This window comes from Flavobacterium sp. GW823-FHT04A11 (assembly GCF_058796535.1).
Genome location: NZ_CM179503.1, coordinates 3,338,980 through 3,357,979, shown reverse-complemented (window position 1 = coordinate 3,357,979; position 19,000 = coordinate 3,338,980). Strand labels below are relative to the sequence as shown.

Sequence of the window (19,000 nt, the reverse complement as noted above, 5' to 3'; positions counted from 1 at the left end):
TATGAACTTTTGGCGCTATCACTTTCCGGCTGTCTCAAAATAACTTTGTGCTATAAAATTATATATGATGAGCACAGCACAAAACAAGGATTTACTTCTACAATACAATAAAGAGGTAATCGAAAAAGGAGACATGGAATTTTTTCAGCAAATTGCTGCCGACGATTTTATCAATCATTCGGCTCCGGAAGGAATGTCAAACGGAATTGACGGTGTTATTTATTTTTTCGCCAATGTTATTCACACCGCCTTAACGGATATTACAGTGAATGTTTTGGATATGGTTGCCGAAGAAAATAAGGTTGCCACGCGAAAAGAAATAACCGGAATTCATACCGGTTCACTTTTTGGAATACCGGCAACCGGGAAAAAAGTAACGATAAAAGTGATTGATATTTTTACGGTTCTGGATGGAAAATTGAAAGAACACTGGGGCGAAAATAATTTTGCTTCGGTTATTCAGTCCTTGCAATAACTAAAGATTTAAGTATTTCAAAAGGGGTTTTCTAATATTTTAGAAAATCCCTTTTTAGTTGTTTGAAAAACATCGAATAAAATAAATGCATTTAAAGTTTATAAATTATACCAATTGGTATATATTTGCATCGTTATTTATTTTCAAGTTATGAGTAAAGCCGAAAAAACCAAGCAATTTATAATCGAAAAAACTGCTCCTATTTTTAATACAAAAGGATACAGCGGTACTTCCATGAGCGATATTACCGAGGCAACCGGACTTACAAAAGGAAGTATTTACGGGAATTTTGAAAATAAGGACGAAGTGGCGCTTGCTGCTTTTAAGTACAATATCAAGAAGCTTCAGGATACTTTTGCGGCTGAAATTGAAAAGCAAAAAACCTTTAAAGACAAATTATTGGTTTATCCCCGATTGTATTCGCATTATTATGATTTAAGGGTTACAAGTGGCGGATGTCCGATTCTGAATACTGCCACAGAAGCAGATGATACGCACCCTTTGTTGAAAAAGAATGTGGAAAGGGCGATTCTTTTATGGAAAGAAAAACTGATGTATTTTATTGAACAAGGCATTATTGCAGGCGAATTTAAAGCTAAATCAATTGACATAGAAAGAACGGCACTAACTATTATCGCGACTATCGAAGGCGCTGTAATGATTGCGAAAGTGACGGGAGATTTAAATAACCTGTCTACAATCATGATTTCATTAAAAAAAATTATAACCGACTTAGAATAAGTCTTTTTTTACATAAAAATATACCGATTGGTATTTAAAAGTAGTAAGTGTCAATGTTAGAAGTCCACCCATAATTGAAAACTCAAAACCCATAACTAATAACTAATAACTAATAACTAATAACTAATAACTAATAACCAATAACTCAAAACTCATAACTCATAACTCATAACCCAAAACTCAAAAAAAATGGAAACAAAAACCAGATTACAAGTATTGCAAGATCATATTGACAAAGAATTTACAGCTTCACCCTCGCCTTTTATGCTTTGGATGCGTCCGATAGTTTTAGCGGCTGAAGATGGCAGTGTCACTTTTCAATATTTGGTGAGAGAAGAAATGTCAAATCCGGTAAAATCATTACATGGAGGCGTTATCGCAGCAATTGCCGATGATTGTATTGGCGCGACGATGTTTTCACTAGCTGAAGAAAATTTTTATACGACTATAAATCTCAATGTTGATTATTTTGCTCCGGCAAAAGTGGGCGATATTATCCTTGCAAGAACATCCATTATCAAAAAAGGAAGACAATTTGTGAATGCACAATGCGAGATTTGGAATGAAGCACAAACCCGATTAATTGCCACCGCCTATTCTAATCTTTTTAAAACGAATGTTGTCAAGCAAATGTTGTAAAATTTCAGATTGGCATTATCAGAATAAATTTTAATCTCCAAAAAAACAGCTGTTTATACTTTAATTAAAAGTTGTTTTTTTAAATAAAAATATACCGATTGGTATGAAAATAATATGACTGAACTAAACCGAAAACTACTGATTTTTACCGTAATCTTAGCCGCCATCATGGAGCTAATTGATATATCGATTGTCAATGTAGCGCTGTATCACATGAGCGGAAACCTTGGCGCAACGCTCGAAGATACTTCTTGGGTGATTACCGCTTATGCCATTGCCAACGTAATTATTATTCCGATTACGAGTTTTTTGAGCGCCAATCTCGGGCGACGCAATTATTATATTGGCTCGATTGTTTTGTTTACTTTCTGCTCGTTTATGTGCGGACATTCGTCGAATATCTGGATGCTGGTCTTTTTCAGGTTTATGCAGGGAATTGGCGGCGGTGCTTTATTGTCTATTTCACAGGTTGTCGTGTTTGAACTTTTTCCGAAAGACAAACAATCAACGGCGGGCGCTTTATTTGGCGCAGGAATTTTTATCGGACCCACAATTGGACCAACGCTCGGTGGATTCATTACCGAGAATTACGACTGGCCGTGGATCTTTTTGATTAATATTCCCATTGGAATTTTGGTTACGCTATCCTGTTATTTTTTATTAACCGAACCGCCTGTAAAACCAGAAAAAGCAAAAGTCGACTGGACAGGAATTGCTTTGCTTGCCATAGGAGTTGGCGCTTTGCAAACTGTTCTGGAACGCGGTGAAGTCGAAGACTGGTTCGAAACGCGATATATTGTCGTCCTGACGGTTATTGCGGTAACAACCCTGCTCCTGTTTATTTATTGGGAATTGCAAGTTGATAAACCCGTTGTAAATCTTAGGGTTTTGAAAAGTAAAACCTTGAGTATTGCCGCGATTTTGACTTTCGTAACCGGATTCGGAATGTTCATTTCTATTTATATAAGTCCCGTTGTGGCGCAGCGTTTATTGAGCTTTTCGCCTTATCAAACGGGATTACTTTTACTTCCGGGTGCTTTGTTTGCGCTTGTCGCCTTGAAACTGTGCGGAACCTTATTGCAAAAAGGCGTTTCTCCGGTGATTATTATCGCTTCTGGATTTCTGCTGTTTATTTATTTCAACTGGCGAATGTCCGGAATCACTTTAAATACGAGTGCACTCGAAGTTTCGACAGCACTTATTTTTAGAGCATTGGGAATGGCATTGCTTACGGTTCCGTTAACCATGCTCGCTGTTTCTTCTCTCGATGATAAAGATGTTGGTCAGGGAGCGGCTTTAAACAATATGATGCGTCAATTGGGAGGTTCTTTTGGCGTATCGATTATTAACACCTACATAGCACACCGATTTGCCGCACACCGAAACGAATTAATCGCCAATGTAACGCCCGACAACGTCAAAGCAATGGAGAGAATTAACGGATATATCAACTATTTTCAACATAAAGGTTTTGCGTACAACGAAGCCAGAATCAAAGCCCTGAAACTTATGGAAGGCGTTGTAACCAAACAATCATCCTTATTAAGTTACAGAGATGCGTTTTTACTTGTTGGTTTGTTTTTTGCCTTTACGTTACCGCTGTTATTATTGGTAATGGGAAAATCTAAAAAGCCAAAAACAAACATAATTCTGTCGGATCACTAATAAAAAAGATGCTAAGATTCTAAGTGGCTAAGTTTCTAAGTTTTCCCTGGTTGTCACCCTGAGCGAAGTCGAAGGCTTGTTAACCTGAATGGACTTCTCCCGGAGTCTTGGGATGCTTAGCATGACAATGAGCTATGATTTTTTAAACAAATGAAATGCCTTTTCAAAGCTTACAAAATCTATGTTTCTATGTGTTTAAACATTATCCACTAAAAATAAATCATAAAAAATTTGCATATATGACCAATCGGTCATATATTTGTACCGTAATTAAAACTTACATAAAAAAGTAAATAACGCTATCATGGCAAAAGGAGAAGAAACCAGACAATTTATCATAGAAAAAGCGGCCCCAATCTTTAACACAAAAGGGATTGCTGCAACGGCTATGAGCGATATTATGGAAGCTACAAAACTCTCCAAAGGAAGCATGTACGTTCATTTTGAAAATAAAGAAGTGCTGGCCTGCGCCGCCGTCGATCATAATATGAAAATATTGGGAGATAAACTTCTGTTTGAAATCAGCAAGGCGAAAACGGCCAAAGAAGAGTTATTTAACTATATCAATTTCTTTAGCAATGCTGTAAATCCGCCACTTACGGGTGGTTGTCCGTTATTGAATTTCGGAACAGAAGCCGATGACACCAACCCTATTGTAAAAGAAAAAATAAACAAAGGGTGTAACGCAAATCAGCAACTACTGACCAACAGCATCAATAAAGGAATTGCCAACGGAGAATTTAAACCGGACTGGAACGCAGCCGATTTTGCAACGGTAATGTTTGCCATGATTGAAGGCGGACATCTCATATCAAGAATGTCAGGCAGTAATGATAAAATGCAGGTTATCACAAAAACCTTAAAGTCTATGATTGAAGAAAACACATTATAATTTTTTTTATCAAAAAAATGACCGATAAGTCATTTTATGAATAGTTTTTGCCACTACTGATAGCTATCGGGATATAGAATTAAAAAGATTTTATTTTTTGAAAACATTATACTATTCTTTGATATAAAAAATGACCGATAAGTCATATTTAAAGAAACACAAATTAACGATTAAACAAATAAACAGTTCAACAATTTACCATTAACAATTAAAAATTAGAAAACATGTCAGTAAAAACAATTTTAATTTCAGGAGCATCAAAAGGATTTGGAAAAGCCTGGACAGAAGCATTTTTAGAAAAAGGATATCAGGTAGCTGCAACAGCCCGAAATATTGATACACTAAACGATTTAAAAGCAAAATATGGCGATGCCATTTTACCGCTAAAATTAGACGTAAACAATCGTGAGGAATCGTTTGCATTAGTAGAAAAAGTAAAACAACATTTCGGGAAAATTGATATTTTGATCAACAATGCCGGTTATGCCTTAAATGGTGCGGTTGAAGAAGCAAGCGAAAGCGAAGCAAGAGCACAATTTGAAACCAATTTCTTTGGTACACTTTGGTTAACACAAGCCGTATTGCCAATTATGAGAAACCAAAAAAGCGGTCATATTATTCAGGTTTCTTCTATTTTAGGAATCGCGACTTTACCGTTGATTGGTTTATACAATGCGTCTAAATTTGCCGTTGAAGGTCTTACTGAAACTTTGGCTCAGGAGGTAAAACAATTCGGAATCAAAGTGACTTTGGTGGAACCAAACGGTTACGTTACAGACATTTGGGGTAACGGATTCAACAGCGAAAGCATCGACGCTTATGACGGAATCAAAAAAGCGGTTGCAGAAGGACATGATCCAGATACTTTCGGAAAAACTAGCGCTACAGTTCCGGCGATCATTAAATTGGTCGAAGCCGAAAACCCACCTTTACGCTTATTCTTAGGAAAAGTAGCTTTGCCATTTGCTAAACAAACGTACGAACAAAAACTAGCAACCTGGGAAGAATGGGCTGACGTTTCTGTAGCAGCGCACGGATAATTTATTTCTGATTTTTTTAAGTTGATTGAAAACGAGATTGTTTCTTTTTAGGAAGAGATGATCTCGTTTTTTTTTAAAGAAAGTCAACTAGTCGTAAATGTGGTTGGTCGGAAATCCCGACCAACCACTCAATATGTTACTATTGCTGGAAAAACTCAAGAAGTTAAAGTAAATCTACACAACCTCGATGTCATTATTTCTGTTTAATACAGAGTTAAATCATAACAAACATTTGGTGAATTAGTCTGTCGCAACAAACAGATAATTTATTTCTCTTTTTTAAGTTGATTGAAAAATGGGATTGTTTCTTTTTAGGAAGGAATGATCTCGTTTTTTTTTATGGAGTTGTTTTGCACTTATACAAGCTCAGGAAGTTTTAGGCATAAACAGATAAAATTGGTTTGATTATTTTTCGCTTTTAACTATTTCATGTCTCAAAAATCGTACTTTTGTTTTTATACAATGCGTAATAAATTGTCCGGTATCAAATCATTTTGAACGCAACATTCATAGCAAAATATGTTTTTATATATTGCTGTTATTACCCTTAACATTACTTTTAAATTATGAGCACACTATCAAAACCAAACCATATAGGGCGAAAAATTAGCCGAATTCGTGAACTTAGAGACATGAAACAAGAAGCTTTAGCACAAGCTTTAGGAACTAACCAACAGGCTATATCTGCTTTGGAAAATAGTGAAACTATAGATGATGAAAAACTTATTGACGTAGCAAAAGCTTTGGGAGTAAGTGTTGAAGCTATTAAAAACTTTTCAGACGAAGCTGCAATTAATTATTTTAATAGTTTCACCGATAATGTTGTGACGACCGGAAGTATTTTTGCAAATAATTGTACTTTCAATCCTTTAGATAAGTTAATTGACGCTTATGATGAAAATAAAAAGCTTTATGAGAGATTGTTAGAGGCAGAAAAAGAGAAAAATGCTTATTTGGAGAAATTGTTAAAGGATAAATAAAGGAATAAAAGTCTTTTGACTTTTTATTGATAGTTATAAAACGAGATTGTTTCTTTTGGGAGAAATGGTTTCGTTTTTTTTATTAGATTTAATAATCCCGTATAAATACGTAGCTGATAAGCATATCTAAGGATATTATACAAAAATTACGCAAGGTCGAAAACCGTGCGCAATTTTATAAAATATATTAGTAGGCTAAATCCTTGCTAATAAAAATCAACTTAACAAGCTATTATCTTTTACAAAGCTTGATACTGTTAATCGATGCGCTCCTAAAATTCTTCCAATACCGCTATATGATATCTTTTTTTTCAAAAGCTTCTTTATTTCCTCCTCTTTACCTGTAAGTTTCAATGTACTGGACTTACTTCCTATTGGTCTTCCCAGAATTACTCCTTCAGCTTTTTTTCTAGCCAAAGCTTCTTTTGTTCTTTGTGAAATTAAATTACGTTCTATCTCAGCTGATAAACCAAAGGCAAAGGCTAAAACCTTTGAATTAATATTATTACCTAGTTCATAACGTTCTTTAATTGTGAAAACTTGTATATCTTTTTCCATACAATCATGAAGAATTTTCATTATCTGCATTAGATTCCTACCCATTCTTGAAAGTTCAGACACTATAAGCATGTCTCCTTTTTTCATTTTATTTAGCAAATGTCCAAACTTTCTTTGTTCCAGTTTTTTAGTAGCACTTATTGTTTCTTCAATCCATTCATCAATCACTATGCTTCGTTCTTTTGCGTAATTTTTGATTTCAAATTTTTGATTTTGCGTAGTTTGTTTGTCCGTACTTACGCGAATGTAGCCATAATTCATATTGAATAAATTAAATAATTAATATGTTTAAATGTACAGTTTCTGAAGTAAGGAAATATATAAATTTTATTATCTATTGTAGTTAGTACTAATCCAGCGATTATTTTAGTCAAAAATCAAGTTTAATCTGTTTTAATTCAGAAAGTTGGGTTGTGCTTGGCACTATTGAGCAAGAAATAAAGAAAAAGATAGAGATAATAGGAATTCCACTAAAAGATTGGGATATTAAAATTAATTATGGTATTAAAACTGGATATAATGAAGCTTTTATTATTGGAGAAGAAGTTAGAAATGAATTAATTACTAAATCACCTAATTGTGATAAAATTATACGACCGATTTTAAGAGGCAGGGATATTCAAAACTATAAAGCAAATTGGCAAAATTTATTTTTAATATGTAGCTTTCCAAGTTCAAATATTGAAATTGAAAATTATCAAACATTAAAAAGTCATTTATTATCTTTTGGGTACGATAGATTAAAACAAACTGGGGAAAAAGGATCAAGGAAAAAAACATCAAATAAATGGTTTGAAACACAAGATCAAATTGGGTATTGGGAGGATTTTAATAAACCAAAAATTATTTGGAAAAGAATTGGTTCTGTGATAAGGTTTTCTTATGATGAAAGCAAAACTGTTTGTTTAGATAGTACTTGCTTTGCTACTGGAAATGATTTAAAATTTATTTTAGGTTTTCTTAATTCTATAATAAGTAAAAGAGAATTATTAAACAATGCTCCCAAAACAGGCACAGGAGATGTTATAACGAGCGTTCAGGCTCTTGAGCCATTATTAATTCCTAAAGTAACTAAAGACGTAGAAAATGAGATAATAAGATTAGTTGATATATGTTTGCAAGAAAAGGAAAAGGATATCAATGCTGATATAAGTAAATATGAAATGGAAATTAATAATGTTTTTTTTGAAACATTTAGTTTTAATGAAGAGGAGAAAAGATACTTGTTAAACTCTAAAATTGATTAATATAGGCTAATTCAAAATCTTCTAATTCATATAGATTAGATACAATTATATCAATTTTATTTTCTAAATCGTAAGTTGATTTATTTTCCTTTTTTAGAATTATAATTTTATCAACTAAATCTTCAATAATTTTTATATTTGATGTTTTTGGTAAAGGTAATTTTTCTAAAAAAACTTTTTTATATCTAAATCCGTCTTCTCCTAATCCTCCTCCAGCATAAAATTTTTTAAAAAAAAATGAAACTGGTTTTGAATTTAGAAGAGCTAAAATATATTTAATATTTTTCCCAAGCATTATGAAACTTGTATCATTTACAAACATTTTATTAATGTCTAGACAGAATTGTGGCTCTCTTACTATTTCCGAATATACAATCTTTTCCGAATCAAAATCCTGCCAATAGGCGCAAGGACGCAACTCCCACCAATAATCTCCTTTGTCTTCACGTTCTAACAGACCCTTTCCTTTAAATTACTTTTTCATACTTTTAATAAAATGTTCATAAATATGAGGGTATGTGTTTCTAAAATAATTTTCAGGCTCATCATTTCCTCTATTAATATCTGTCCATCCACAAGGAATAGTAATTAACCATTTTTTTTGTTTCAACAAATATTTAAAAATATCCCTGCCTCCTAAAATCGGTCGTATAATTTCGCTTAAATCTGTTGAATATGAATGTTGAATTAATTCATCTTTTGTCTTTTCATCTATGATAAAAGCTTCATTATATCCAGTTAAAATTCCTCTGTAAATTTTGATATCCCAATCTTTTAATGGAATACCGATTTTTTCTACTTTTTTCTTGATATTTAATTCTATATCACTTAAGACTGCCCAACTTTCTGAATTAAAACAGATTAAACTTGATTTTTGACTAAAATAATCGCTCATATTATTTATGCTATGATCTTTTTCCAAAATACAAGAATTAGTTTTACCATCGTAAATCGATTTTTTAGAAATTAAAATGTTTGTATCAACAGTTGCAGTATCAAAAACTTGTACTCCCCCAAAATCTATTAAAATTTCAGGATTTGTTTTCTCAACGAAATATTTCCGTAGACTTTGACCATATCCTGCTCTCATCCATTTATTAGAAGTTATAAAAGTTAGCATTCCATTGTTCTTCAAAATATTAAAACCTAATTCATAAAACAGGCTGTAAATATCCCCCATTTTATTATAGGTTTCAAAACCCATTTTTTGTAAAGCATTACTTTCTTCTCCTAATTTTTGTAGCTGAATATATGGAGGGTTTCCAATTACTGCATCAAATCCTTCAAAATCACCATAACTATTTAAAATATCTGGAAATTCAAAACGCCACTCAAAGGCATTTTCAAATATTTTGTTACTTTTAATTTGTTCAATCTCAAAATCTAATCTAGATATTTCTGCTAATACTATTTTTATTTTTTTCTTTCTTTCTGATTCTTCTTTTTTACTAAGTTCAAATAAACCTGTTTGAGAAGTAAGAATAAAGTGTTCTCCCCTAAGTTTGTATAGTTTAGTTAATTTCGGATCATTAGAATTAATTTCAGTTCTAAAATTGGTTTTTATCTCTCCAATTAAAATTTCCATCTCTTTTTTCTGCTGTTTAGTATCTGCATTTCGATAGGTGTCAACGGCACTTTTATAAACTTCAATTGAGAGCTTGCTTTTTTTTAAAGCCTCTTTAATATCAGTATTCAAATTAAAACGGCTGACTAATGAATTACCACATTTTATATTAATATCAATATTAGGAAGTGTCTCTAATTCATTGGTACTTGTTTTGTAATATGCATTTTTAAGCAACTCAATCCATAAACGTAAACGACATATTTTGACTGAATTTGGATTAATATCAACACCGAATAAGCAATTTTCAATAATAGTTTGCTTTTCATTAAATAAGGTTTCTTGTACTCTTCTACTTTCTTCACTTAATGGATTATATTGAAAAAAACTTCCGTCACGGTCATCAAAAATCATTAATTCATCATTTTCAATAATGATTTGGTAATTCTTTAAAAGTCTACCTTGCTTATCACATAATATTTCAAGTTTGCTCTTAATAGAAATGATTTCATTTAAAGCAGAAACTAAAAAATGTCCGGAACCAACAGCTGGGTCACAAATTTTTAAACTATTTATAATAGTATTAGCTTCTGATATATCATATTTTTTATTTTGTAGATCAAGAAAACTATTACAATCCCAACCTTTAATTTCATTAAATTTTTGAACAACTGATCGACGGATAGTTTCCCTACACATATACATGGTGATAAAACCAGGAGTAAAAAAAGAACCATCTCTATATCCATTTATTTTTTCAAAAATTAATCCTAAAACAGAAGCATTAATTAATGTTTTATTGTCTTCTTGAATATCTTCAGAACCTTCACTAGCAAAATCATAAGAATCAAGAAAAGAGATAAAATAATGTAATGCATTTAATTCCCCTGTTCTCTTTTTACCAAGTAAATCTTTAATTACAGTCGAATTTAGTAATGGCAAAGTTTTATTGTGTTCAAGTTGAGATATTGGAAACATTTGATGTTCCAAATCAGTCATTTCAAAAAGGGAACTATTTAAATACGGTACTTTTTCAAATTGTTTTACATCAGAATTTCGTTCATTGGTTCTTTTAGCTAAAACTTGAAAAAATAAAGTATTAAGATCATCATAATCTTTAATTTTTTCAGAATTCAAGAATGCATAGTCCTTGTTTGTTTTCTGATAAGAAATCAATTGGGCTTCTAGTAGTTTTAAAAATAAAATTCGATTTACCCAAGTAATCGTAAGTTCTAATGCAATAGAAAAGAGCCGTTCTTCGTTGTTATTTCCATAAAGCTTTGGATTTTCAAGACGGGATAATTTATCCATACTATCTAATTGCAATATAACATTCTCCAATAAAGAGCCTGAAAAGCGTTTATTTTCTTTATTACGCTGAATGAGTTTTTTACCTCCTTCCTTATTTTCTGTCAGTCCAATAATATGCAATAACTCTGTGTAAAAATTCTTGTCAAGACTATTGCTATCATTTGCAAACGAAAGTTTAAGTAAATGTTCAGGGGATAATAACTTATATAAGGCAATTAATTGTTTATCGTCAATCTTATTAGAATTTCTAAGTGGCTTATCATAATTTCGGATATCAAAATGTGTGTATTCTAAAGTTGCCGGCAAGGCAGCAATAAATGGAGACACTATTTGGTTATAAAAATAATCAGTACTACTTCCTGATGCTCTTTTATTCTCAAAATCAATAAACTGTTTTACAAATCCTTTGTTCTCTGCAAAAAGCTTATTAAAGAGTTGAGCATCAAAAATAAACCATTCATAAATGTTAGTAACTACAAGATTCTTTAGTTCCGTATTTGTATGTATTATTCTTTCTCGCATGTAATAATATACCAATTCATGCAGTGCTTTTTTATTAAGATTGGCTATTGAAATCATTTCTGATTTATTGACCGGACTTTTTGCTTCAATTATAACGCCTACAAAACTTCCGGGCTCTTTTCCATTATGAATAACTAAATCATTACGTCCTTTAGTATTCATAAAATAGTTTGGATCATAATATGTTTTCTTCAAAAATTCAATGACCAAATTTTTATGAAATTCTTCAGATTCTTTTTCATTTATTCTGTCGAGCAATATAATAAGATTGCTTTTAAAAATTTCAATAAAGCTTCTGCTTGGTTTAATTCTTAAAAAAGCTTTACTAATGGCTTTTCTAGGCTCAAGAAGTATAGTATTCATAATTTGCTAGTTTTGTTGGTTCATTACTTCTTTTTCTGATTTTTCTGATCTTTAAAATAATTTTGAATTTTATAGCTTTTTGATATTAAAAAAATTCACAATATCAATATTTAAATCATTCTAAAATTAATTATCGGTTGATTAAAAATTTTATCATAGTTGAGTTAAAATTTTAACAAATTAATAAATAATTAAGAAATATTAAGCAGGTAGAAATACCTGATTTTGTGTTATTTATAAAGATTTTTACGAGATCTGAATAAAAGTTTCAAAGCAAATAACATTAATAAATAGATTATGCCATTACGGAAAACCATAATTAGATAATTTATTTATAAAATCAATATTCTCGGAACTAGAACAACTATACAATTAAAAAAAATTTATTATATAATTTATTTACATGATGTTGCTTTCCTCTATCGGTTGTTTAATAAAAATCCAAATTTATTGTTTACGTGATCTGTTATAAAACCGGTCATTATAAACATTATAATGACCCTAAAAAATTATAAACTTGATTAATAAACATAATCGCCATAAATTTGTCTCATCAAAATCAAACAATTGATTTAAAAAGCTAAAAAAACGATACGCAAAAAGCGTATCGTCTTTATCAAAAACCAAATCAAAATAACCTACAACTCATTCTGCACCACTAACGGATTCGCGTTAATCTCAGCTATCGGAATCAGCCATTGCCATCTTTTATCTGTGGCAGGAACCGTCATGACTCCGTTTACTGTTGAGGAATCGTGGTTTGCGCCTGTTCTGTCCAGTGCTGAATTTGTTCGTTTTAAATCAAAAAATCTAAAACCTTCTCCCCACAATTCTATTCTTCTTTGCAGGAGTATTTCATCAATCAGAGCTTGTCCGGTGTTTAGGGATAAAACATAAGCGGGATTTCTGGTTTTCTCAAAATCAAAAAGTATTGTGGCGGCATCGGGGTGTCCTAATCTTGCTTTTGCTTCGGCTTCTATGAGGTACATTTCGGCTGCACGCATATAAGGAACATCACATCTGCTGTCTCCGGTACTTACAGACAGAAACTTTTGACTCGTATACGGAAATTTAGAAAATGTTCCCGGCAATGCCAGATTGGGATGTTTACCATCTTTACTAAAAATGGTCGAACGCACATCTGTAGACGGAATGATATTATACAACTTGCTGTTTATTACTCTTGGGCAGGAACGTATTACTGTCGAATTATAGTTTCTTGACATAAAAGCTCCAAAATTTCCAAAATAATCTGTCTGAGATTCTGTTATATGGCTTCCCCACATCCATTCTTTGTTATTATAATCATTAAAACCGGCACTATAATCTGCCATAGACATTAAGCTCATTCCTTGTCTGGCTTTATTGGCATAATCTGCCGCCAGTTTCCAGTTTCCCTGAGTCAGGGCGACACGCGCTTTTAATCCCTGTGCTACTTTTAGATTTAAGTGAGAATTATTTGGTTTCGAATATCCAACCAGTAAAATATTTGCTTCATCCAGATCTTTATTAATCTGTGCATAAACTTCTTCAACTGTAGAACGCGGGAAATTCTCGTTGCCAACAGTCAGGATAATCGGAACGCCTAATTGTGTATTATTTTCACCATTTACATATCTTTTACCATATAATTGTACCAATTGAAAATGGCAAAAAGCACGATACAAAAGCGCTTGTCCCTTTACACTATTTTTATCTTCGGGAGAACCGATTGCAGCATCTGCAGCATTTATTATGGTATTTGCATTTCGAATTATCCTGTAATAGGTTCTGTACGGAAATCTGATATCCTGAGCATTTTCATTGCTTACTGCTGACCAGTTATATAGCGCCAGGAACCAACCGTTTACGGCCGGAAAAACAACATCCTCTCCTACAATATCGGTCTGTTGCATTAATCCGCCCAGACCACAATCACTTTGATTGGATTCGTATCTAACATATAACGATCTGTGAATACCATTTAAGGTTGTCATTAAATTAGCTGTGGTTTTTGTAGCAGCATCATAATCTACAAATTCGGTTGGGGTTTTATCCAGAAAATCATCTGAGCAAGATTGCAAAACAGCCATTGACAGGATACAGAATATCAGTTTTATATAATTTGATTTCATAATATTAAAAATTTAAATTAAATCCCATTGTAATTACTCGTGACGGAATATATCGGTTTTGGGTTGTTCCGTTAAAGGTTTGTGTTGGGTCCATTCCCTGGCGTTTTGTAAACAGCAGAAGGTTTTCTCCATTGACATAAAGGGTAGCATTATCAATTTGAAGTTTCGAAATCAAATCTGCAGGTAATTTATAAGACAGATTAATTTGTCTTAAAGCCAGATAATCTGATTTTTCAAGCCATCTGTCTGAAGCAGCAGTAGATTGCGTGCTTCTGTTAATATCTAATCGGGGAACATCTGTAATATCTCCGGCTTTTTGCCATCTTTTTAAAATATCCGTACTAAAAGCAGCTCCATAATTATTTCCTGTCTGCATTAATGCGGCATAATTTGTATCGTACATTAAACCTCCAAACTGATACGCAAACATCACGTCTAATTTAATTCCCTTGTATTTGAAAGCAGTACCAAAACTTCCAAATAAATCAGGAATTGCAGAACCTGCATAATGATACAACGCTTTATTTTGGTCTGTAGTTACGTTTACTCCGTTTACAGTTCTTCCGATAGGATCGTTAGCAACCATTTTTTCAGGATCGGCAACGTATAAAGCATATCCGTCTGCGGGATCAACGCCGTACCAACTTCTTAACCAATAATCATAAATGGATTGTCCCACTGCAAGTTTTTTTGATCCCGAGATTATTTCTTTTTGTGGCAGACTTGTAATTTCATTATGTATCGTAGAAGCGTTTACATTTAAACTCCACGAAAAATCATTTGTTTTAAGAATTATACCATCTAATGAAATTTCAAAACCTCTGTTAAACATAGAACCAATATTTTCTATTCTGTTGTCTAACCCCGAAGACAATGCATTTGGAACCGAAAAAATAAGTCCGTCCGTATTTCTGCGATAATATTCTATTGTTCCTGTAAGCCTGTTTTTAAACAATCCGAATTCTGCCGCCAGATCTTTTTGAGTGTTCACTTCCCATTTCAAATCGGCTGCAGCTGCGGCATTGTTAATTATTCCTCCCTCGCTTCCGTTATCATATCCCAAAGAATAAGTGGCCTGACTTACATAAAAATTTAAACCTGAATTGCTTGTATGAGAATCATTGCCCACCTCTCCTATTGATGCGCGAAGTTTTAAATCATTTATCCAGGAATTATCCGTCAGAAAATTTTCTTTAGAAATTACCCATGCGCCTCCAAAAGACCAAAAATTACCCCATCTGTTTTTCTGAGAAAATTTTGAAGAACCATCCCTGCGAATCGATGCGGATACAATATATTTATCCATATAGTCATATCCTAGTCTTGAAAAATAAGATTCTGTAGCATAATTTCTTGAATAAGAATTTAAATCCGTAATCGTAGCATAGTTTATAAACTCTATAATATCAGGAACTACCTGACCGGTTTTAACGCCTGTTGTAAAGTTTGTTTCATATTCAAAACTCTCATGACCTAACAATGCAGATATAGTATGATTTTCTATTTTTTTAGAATAGTTAAGTAATTGATTATAAGCAATCCCGGTTAGTATTAAATCTTCTTTACTCATTAAACCTGTAGGCGCGCCGTCTCCTATTTCAGGATTATAAGAATAGGTTCTGTTAAAATAAGACTTATCAATAGAAACATTTGTGGTGAATTTGAAATCCTTCAAAAAGCTTATTTCAAAGTAAGTTCTTGCCGAAAGTGCCAGTCCTTTTTCATTATCAGTATTATTTAATGTTTCGTAAACAATATTTCGCCCGTTTGATGCACCGGAACCTCTTGTTGTTGAATATTCTTTTTCGCCATTTGCATCTACTATATAATCACCATTTTCAGCATGATTAAAAACAGGATAAATAGGCCCCATATATCGTACTGTTCTAAAAACATTATTATAAGCAGATGAATTATCTGCTCCGTCAACTGCCAAAGCAGCGTTTGTTAATGATCCTGAAATATTTATTCCGGTTTTAAACCAATTGTTTAAGCTTGTATTTAAATTTAAACGGCCTGTAGTTCTTTCAAAACCTGATTTTTGAATATAACCTTCTTCCTTTAAATGTCCGAGAGAAGCAAAATAATTCGATTTTTCTGATTTTCCCTGATAAGAGAAATCTACATTTTGACGGACTCCAGCTCTTTCCAACTGTTTTTCCCAATTTAAATCTTCCGGATATAATAATTCTGCGTTTGGATTTAACTTTCCGTCTGTACCCACAATATTTCCTCCAGGTACATTAAATGGATTTGTTACCAATACCACCGGAACTCTTGCTGATGCATACGTATTGGCCGCATCAATTTGTGCCTGAGTTGTCATGGGTCTGCTATTTCGGATAGCTTCCCACTCTAAAGGATAATAATCATATGCATTTACCCTGTCGTATTCTTTTATCGATCGCGAAGTCATTCCCTGACTTACGTTTAAAGAAAATTTATCTTTAGTCGATTTTCCTGTTTTAGTCGTTATAATAATAACACCATTTGCAGCTTTTGAACCATAAAGCGAAGTCGAAGAAGCATCTTTTAAAACCGTAAGACTCTCAATGTCATTCGAATTTAAATTGCCTATATCTCCCACAAACGGAACTCCGTCTACAACATACAATGGCGTATTTGACCCGTTAATCGAGCTAAATCCGCGTATTCTGATTTCCGGTGCTGATCCCGGCTGTCCTGAAGAACTTTGAATCTGAACCCCCGAAGTACTTCCTTCTAAAACTGAAAGCGCATTCGTTAAAGGTCTGTTTTCAAGTTTTTCTGATTTAATTTGAGCTGCAGATCCTGTATACGAAGACTTCTTTGCCTTGCCATAAGCAACGACCACAACTTCGTCTAATGCTTTGCCGTCTTCCTGCATTTTCACATTCATAATAGATGAAGTACTAACGGTCATTACCACATCGCGCATTCCCATATAAGAAAATACAAGAATATCACCGGTTTTTACTTTTACGGCATACTCACCGCTTAAATCGGTTTGAGTAGCGTTTTTGGTGCCTTTTACCATAATATTTACGCCGGTAATTGGCCCGACTCCGTCTGAAACAACTCCAGACACCTTTCTTTCCTGTGCATAAGAAAACTGCATGATCAACATCAGTATTGACACTAGAATCCATTTAAATTTTACCCTCATGTTAAATTTTTTATTATTAATAATCAGGTAAATTTGATAATAATTTCTTACAATAACTAATATATTATAGGCTAAAGTTTATTTAATGTAGAAAAAAGACTATAATTTTAATTTAAATGGATTGTGGTCAACGAATACTGGTTTAACCCTATTATTTTTTTCAATAAAAACTTTATAAATATTTATTACGTGATCTGGCATAAAACCTGATATTATAAATATTTTTAATAACCCTAAAAAATTATTAATTTGATTAATAAATATAACCGCCATAAATTTGTCTCATCAAAATCAAACAACTGATTTGAAAAAATTTAAAAACAACTTTAAAAAATAGAAATCATGAAATTTACAAGAAGAGCAAACGCAAACTGGAAAGGTACAGGAATGGAAGGAAAAGGAACCATCAGTACTCAAAGCACAACATTAAACGAAGCACAATTATCATTCAAAACACGTTTTGAGCAAGGTGTAGGAACAAATCCTGAGGAATTAATCGCAGCGGCACATTCTGGCTGTTTTACCATGCAACTAAGCTTTTTACTTTCTGAAGCGGGATTTGTACCGGAAGATTTAGATACGGTAGCAAAAGTTACTTTCGAAGACGGAACTATCACTTTGATCCAATTAGAACTAACCGGAAAAGTTCCCGGAATTTCTGCAGAAGATTTTCAGCAAACTGCTCAAAAAGCAAAAGAAATTTGTCCAATCTCAAAATTATTAAATACTGAAATTACTTTATCAGTTACATTAAATTAAATTCCAAATTGAAAAATTCCAAATTCCAATTGAAAACATATTGCGCATTCACGCTACTCACTTTGGAATTTGGGATTTAAAAAAATGAGAGTTTATATTCACAAAGTCTATAATCTTAATTCTAAAATCTATAATCTAAAATAATTATGAAAACACTATATATAAAAGAACAATTGAATCGTTATTTCTTGTTCGCCGCTTTGATCTTAAGCTTATTATTTACAATAGTAAATGCAAACGCACAGGCTAAAACTGCTGCGCCGAAAATTAAAAATGTCGTATTGGTTCACGGTGCTTTTGCAGACGGTTCAGGATGGCAGGGTTTATACCAAATTTTGACTAAAAAAGGATATAATGTAACTATTGTTCAAAATCCGTTAAGCTCTCTTGAAGATGATGTTGCGGCAACAAATTTAGCCTTAGACAAACAAGACGGACCAACAATTTTAGTAGGACATTCATGGGGAGGAACTGTAATCACTGAAGCCGGAAATCACCCAAAAGTAGCCGCTTTGGTTTATGTAGCCGCTTTACAGCCTGATAACGGAGAAAATTCTATTCAATGGCTGCAAACTGCGCCTCCTGCTCCTGAAAACGGTGTATTGCCTCCGGATGATAAAGGAATCGCTTATTATGACAAAGCAAAATTTCATGCAGGTTTTGCAGGAGATTTAAGCAAAGAACAAGCTGATTTTATGTTTGCTTCGCAAGGTGCATTTCACGCAAAAGGTTTTGGAACACCAATTACAAAAGCAGCCTGGAGAGACAAACCTTCTTACGGAATCGTTGCTACTGAAGACAAAAGTATCAATCCTGATATCGAGCGTGCGATGTACAAACGTTCTAACACAAAAATTACAGAAATAAAAGGTAGTCACGTAGTGTTTATTTCACAACCTGCAAAAGTGGCGAATGTGATTATTGAAGCTTCGAAATAAGTTTTAAATTCCAATAAAAAAATTCCAAATTCCAAGTCTGTAATGAT

15 protein-coding genes are annotated in these 19,000 nt (G+C 32.9%); 10 read left to right on the top strand and 5 right to left on the bottom strand.

Annotated elements, in window-relative coordinates:
- Positions 1-67: 67 nt before the first annotated feature.
- From AC3QL1_RS14445 to AC3QL1_RS14415, 7 genes are all read left to right on the top strand, one after another.
- A complete protein-coding gene (locus AC3QL1_RS14445; RefSeq protein WP_492492393.1) occupies positions 68-475 on the top strand; it encodes an ester cyclase in 408 nt (135 codons plus the stop codon).
- 150 nt (positions 476-625) lie between these two features.
- Positions 626-1,216 carry a TetR/AcrR family transcriptional regulator gene (locus tag AC3QL1_RS14440; RefSeq protein WP_492492391.1) on the top strand — a complete coding sequence of 197 codons (591 nt, stop codon included), beginning with the start codon at positions 626-628 and terminating at the stop codon, positions 1,214-1,216.
- A 189-nt stretch (positions 1,217-1,405) separates the two neighbouring features.
- Complete coding sequence (locus AC3QL1_RS14435) at positions 1,406-1,855, top strand: PaaI family thioesterase (RefSeq protein WP_492492389.1); 450 nt, start codon at positions 1,406-1,408, stop codon at positions 1,853-1,855.
- Positions 1,856-1,969: 114 nt separating this feature from the next.
- Positions 1,970-3,520, top strand: coding sequence for a DHA2 family efflux MFS transporter permease subunit (locus AC3QL1_RS14430; RefSeq protein ID WP_492492387.1), 1,551 nt, complete (start codon positions 1,970-1,972; stop codon positions 3,518-3,520).
- Positions 3,521-3,824: 304 nt separating this feature from the next.
- Entirely contained in the window at positions 3,825-4,412 is a 588-nt protein-coding gene (locus AC3QL1_RS14425) for a TetR/AcrR family transcriptional regulator (RefSeq protein ID WP_492492385.1), read from the top strand.
- A 224-nt stretch (positions 4,413-4,636) separates the two neighbouring features.
- A complete protein-coding gene (locus tag AC3QL1_RS14420) occupies positions 4,637-5,452 on the top strand; it encodes an SDR family NAD(P)-dependent oxidoreductase (protein ID WP_492492384.1) in 816 nt (271 codons plus the stop codon).
- Positions 5,453-6,018: 566 nt separating this feature from the next.
- On the top strand, positions 6,019-6,432 hold the full coding sequence (locus AC3QL1_RS14415; protein WP_492492382.1) for a helix-turn-helix domain-containing protein: 414 nt from the start codon (positions 6,019-6,021) through the stop codon (positions 6,430-6,432).
- A 216-nt stretch (positions 6,433-6,648) separates the two neighbouring features.
- Here the strand turns inward: AC3QL1_RS14415 and AC3QL1_RS14410 are convergent, their stop codons facing one another.
- Positions 6,649-7,251 (bottom strand): master DNA invertase Mpi family serine-type recombinase, encoded by a 603-nt coding sequence (locus AC3QL1_RS14410; RefSeq protein WP_492492380.1) that lies wholly within the window; start codon positions 7,249-7,251, stop codon positions 6,649-6,651.
- A 152-nt stretch (positions 7,252-7,403) separates the two neighbouring features.
- Between AC3QL1_RS14410 and AC3QL1_RS14405 the strand changes: the two genes are divergently transcribed.
- On the top strand, positions 7,404-8,237 hold the full coding sequence (locus tag AC3QL1_RS14405) for a TaqI-like C-terminal specificity domain-containing protein (protein ID WP_492492379.1): 834 nt from the start codon (positions 7,404-7,406) through the stop codon (positions 8,235-8,237).
- Here AC3QL1_RS14405 and AC3QL1_RS14400 read toward each other — a convergent pair.
- The 4 genes from AC3QL1_RS14400 to AC3QL1_RS14385 form a co-directional block, all read right to left on the bottom strand.
- Positions 8,224-8,655 (bottom strand): TaqI-like C-terminal specificity domain-containing protein, encoded by a 432-nt coding sequence (locus AC3QL1_RS14400; protein ID WP_492492377.1) that lies wholly within the window; start codon positions 8,653-8,655, stop codon positions 8,224-8,226. The two genes, AC3QL1_RS14405 and AC3QL1_RS14400, sit on opposite strands and share 14 nt — an antisense overlap.
- 54 nt (positions 8,656-8,709) lie before the next feature.
- A complete protein-coding gene (locus tag AC3QL1_RS14395) occupies positions 8,710-11,997 on the bottom strand; it encodes a DUF7149 domain-containing protein (protein WP_492492376.1) in 3,288 nt (1,095 codons plus the stop codon).
- A gap of 638 nt (positions 11,998-12,635) precedes the next feature.
- Positions 12,636-14,111 carry a RagB/SusD family nutrient uptake outer membrane protein gene (locus AC3QL1_RS14390; RefSeq protein WP_492492375.1) on the bottom strand — a complete coding sequence of 492 codons (1,476 nt, stop codon included), beginning with the start codon at positions 14,109-14,111 and terminating at the stop codon, positions 12,636-12,638.
- A gap of 4 nt (positions 14,112-14,115) precedes the next feature.
- Complete coding sequence (locus AC3QL1_RS14385; RefSeq protein ID WP_492492373.1) at positions 14,116-17,229, bottom strand: SusC/RagA family TonB-linked outer membrane protein; 3,114 nt, start codon at positions 17,227-17,229, stop codon at positions 14,116-14,118.
- A gap of 369 nt (positions 17,230-17,598) precedes the next feature.
- Between AC3QL1_RS14385 and AC3QL1_RS14380 the strand changes: the two genes are divergently transcribed.
- On the top strand, positions 17,599-18,015 hold the full coding sequence (locus tag AC3QL1_RS14380) for an OsmC family protein (protein WP_042564539.1): 417 nt from the start codon (positions 17,599-17,601) through the stop codon (positions 18,013-18,015).
- A gap of 146 nt (positions 18,016-18,161) precedes the next feature.
- Positions 18,162-18,953 (top strand): alpha/beta hydrolase, encoded by a 792-nt coding sequence (locus AC3QL1_RS14375; RefSeq protein ID WP_492492371.1) that lies wholly within the window; start codon positions 18,162-18,164, stop codon positions 18,951-18,953.
- The last annotated feature ends 47 nt before the right edge of the window (positions 18,954-19,000 follow it).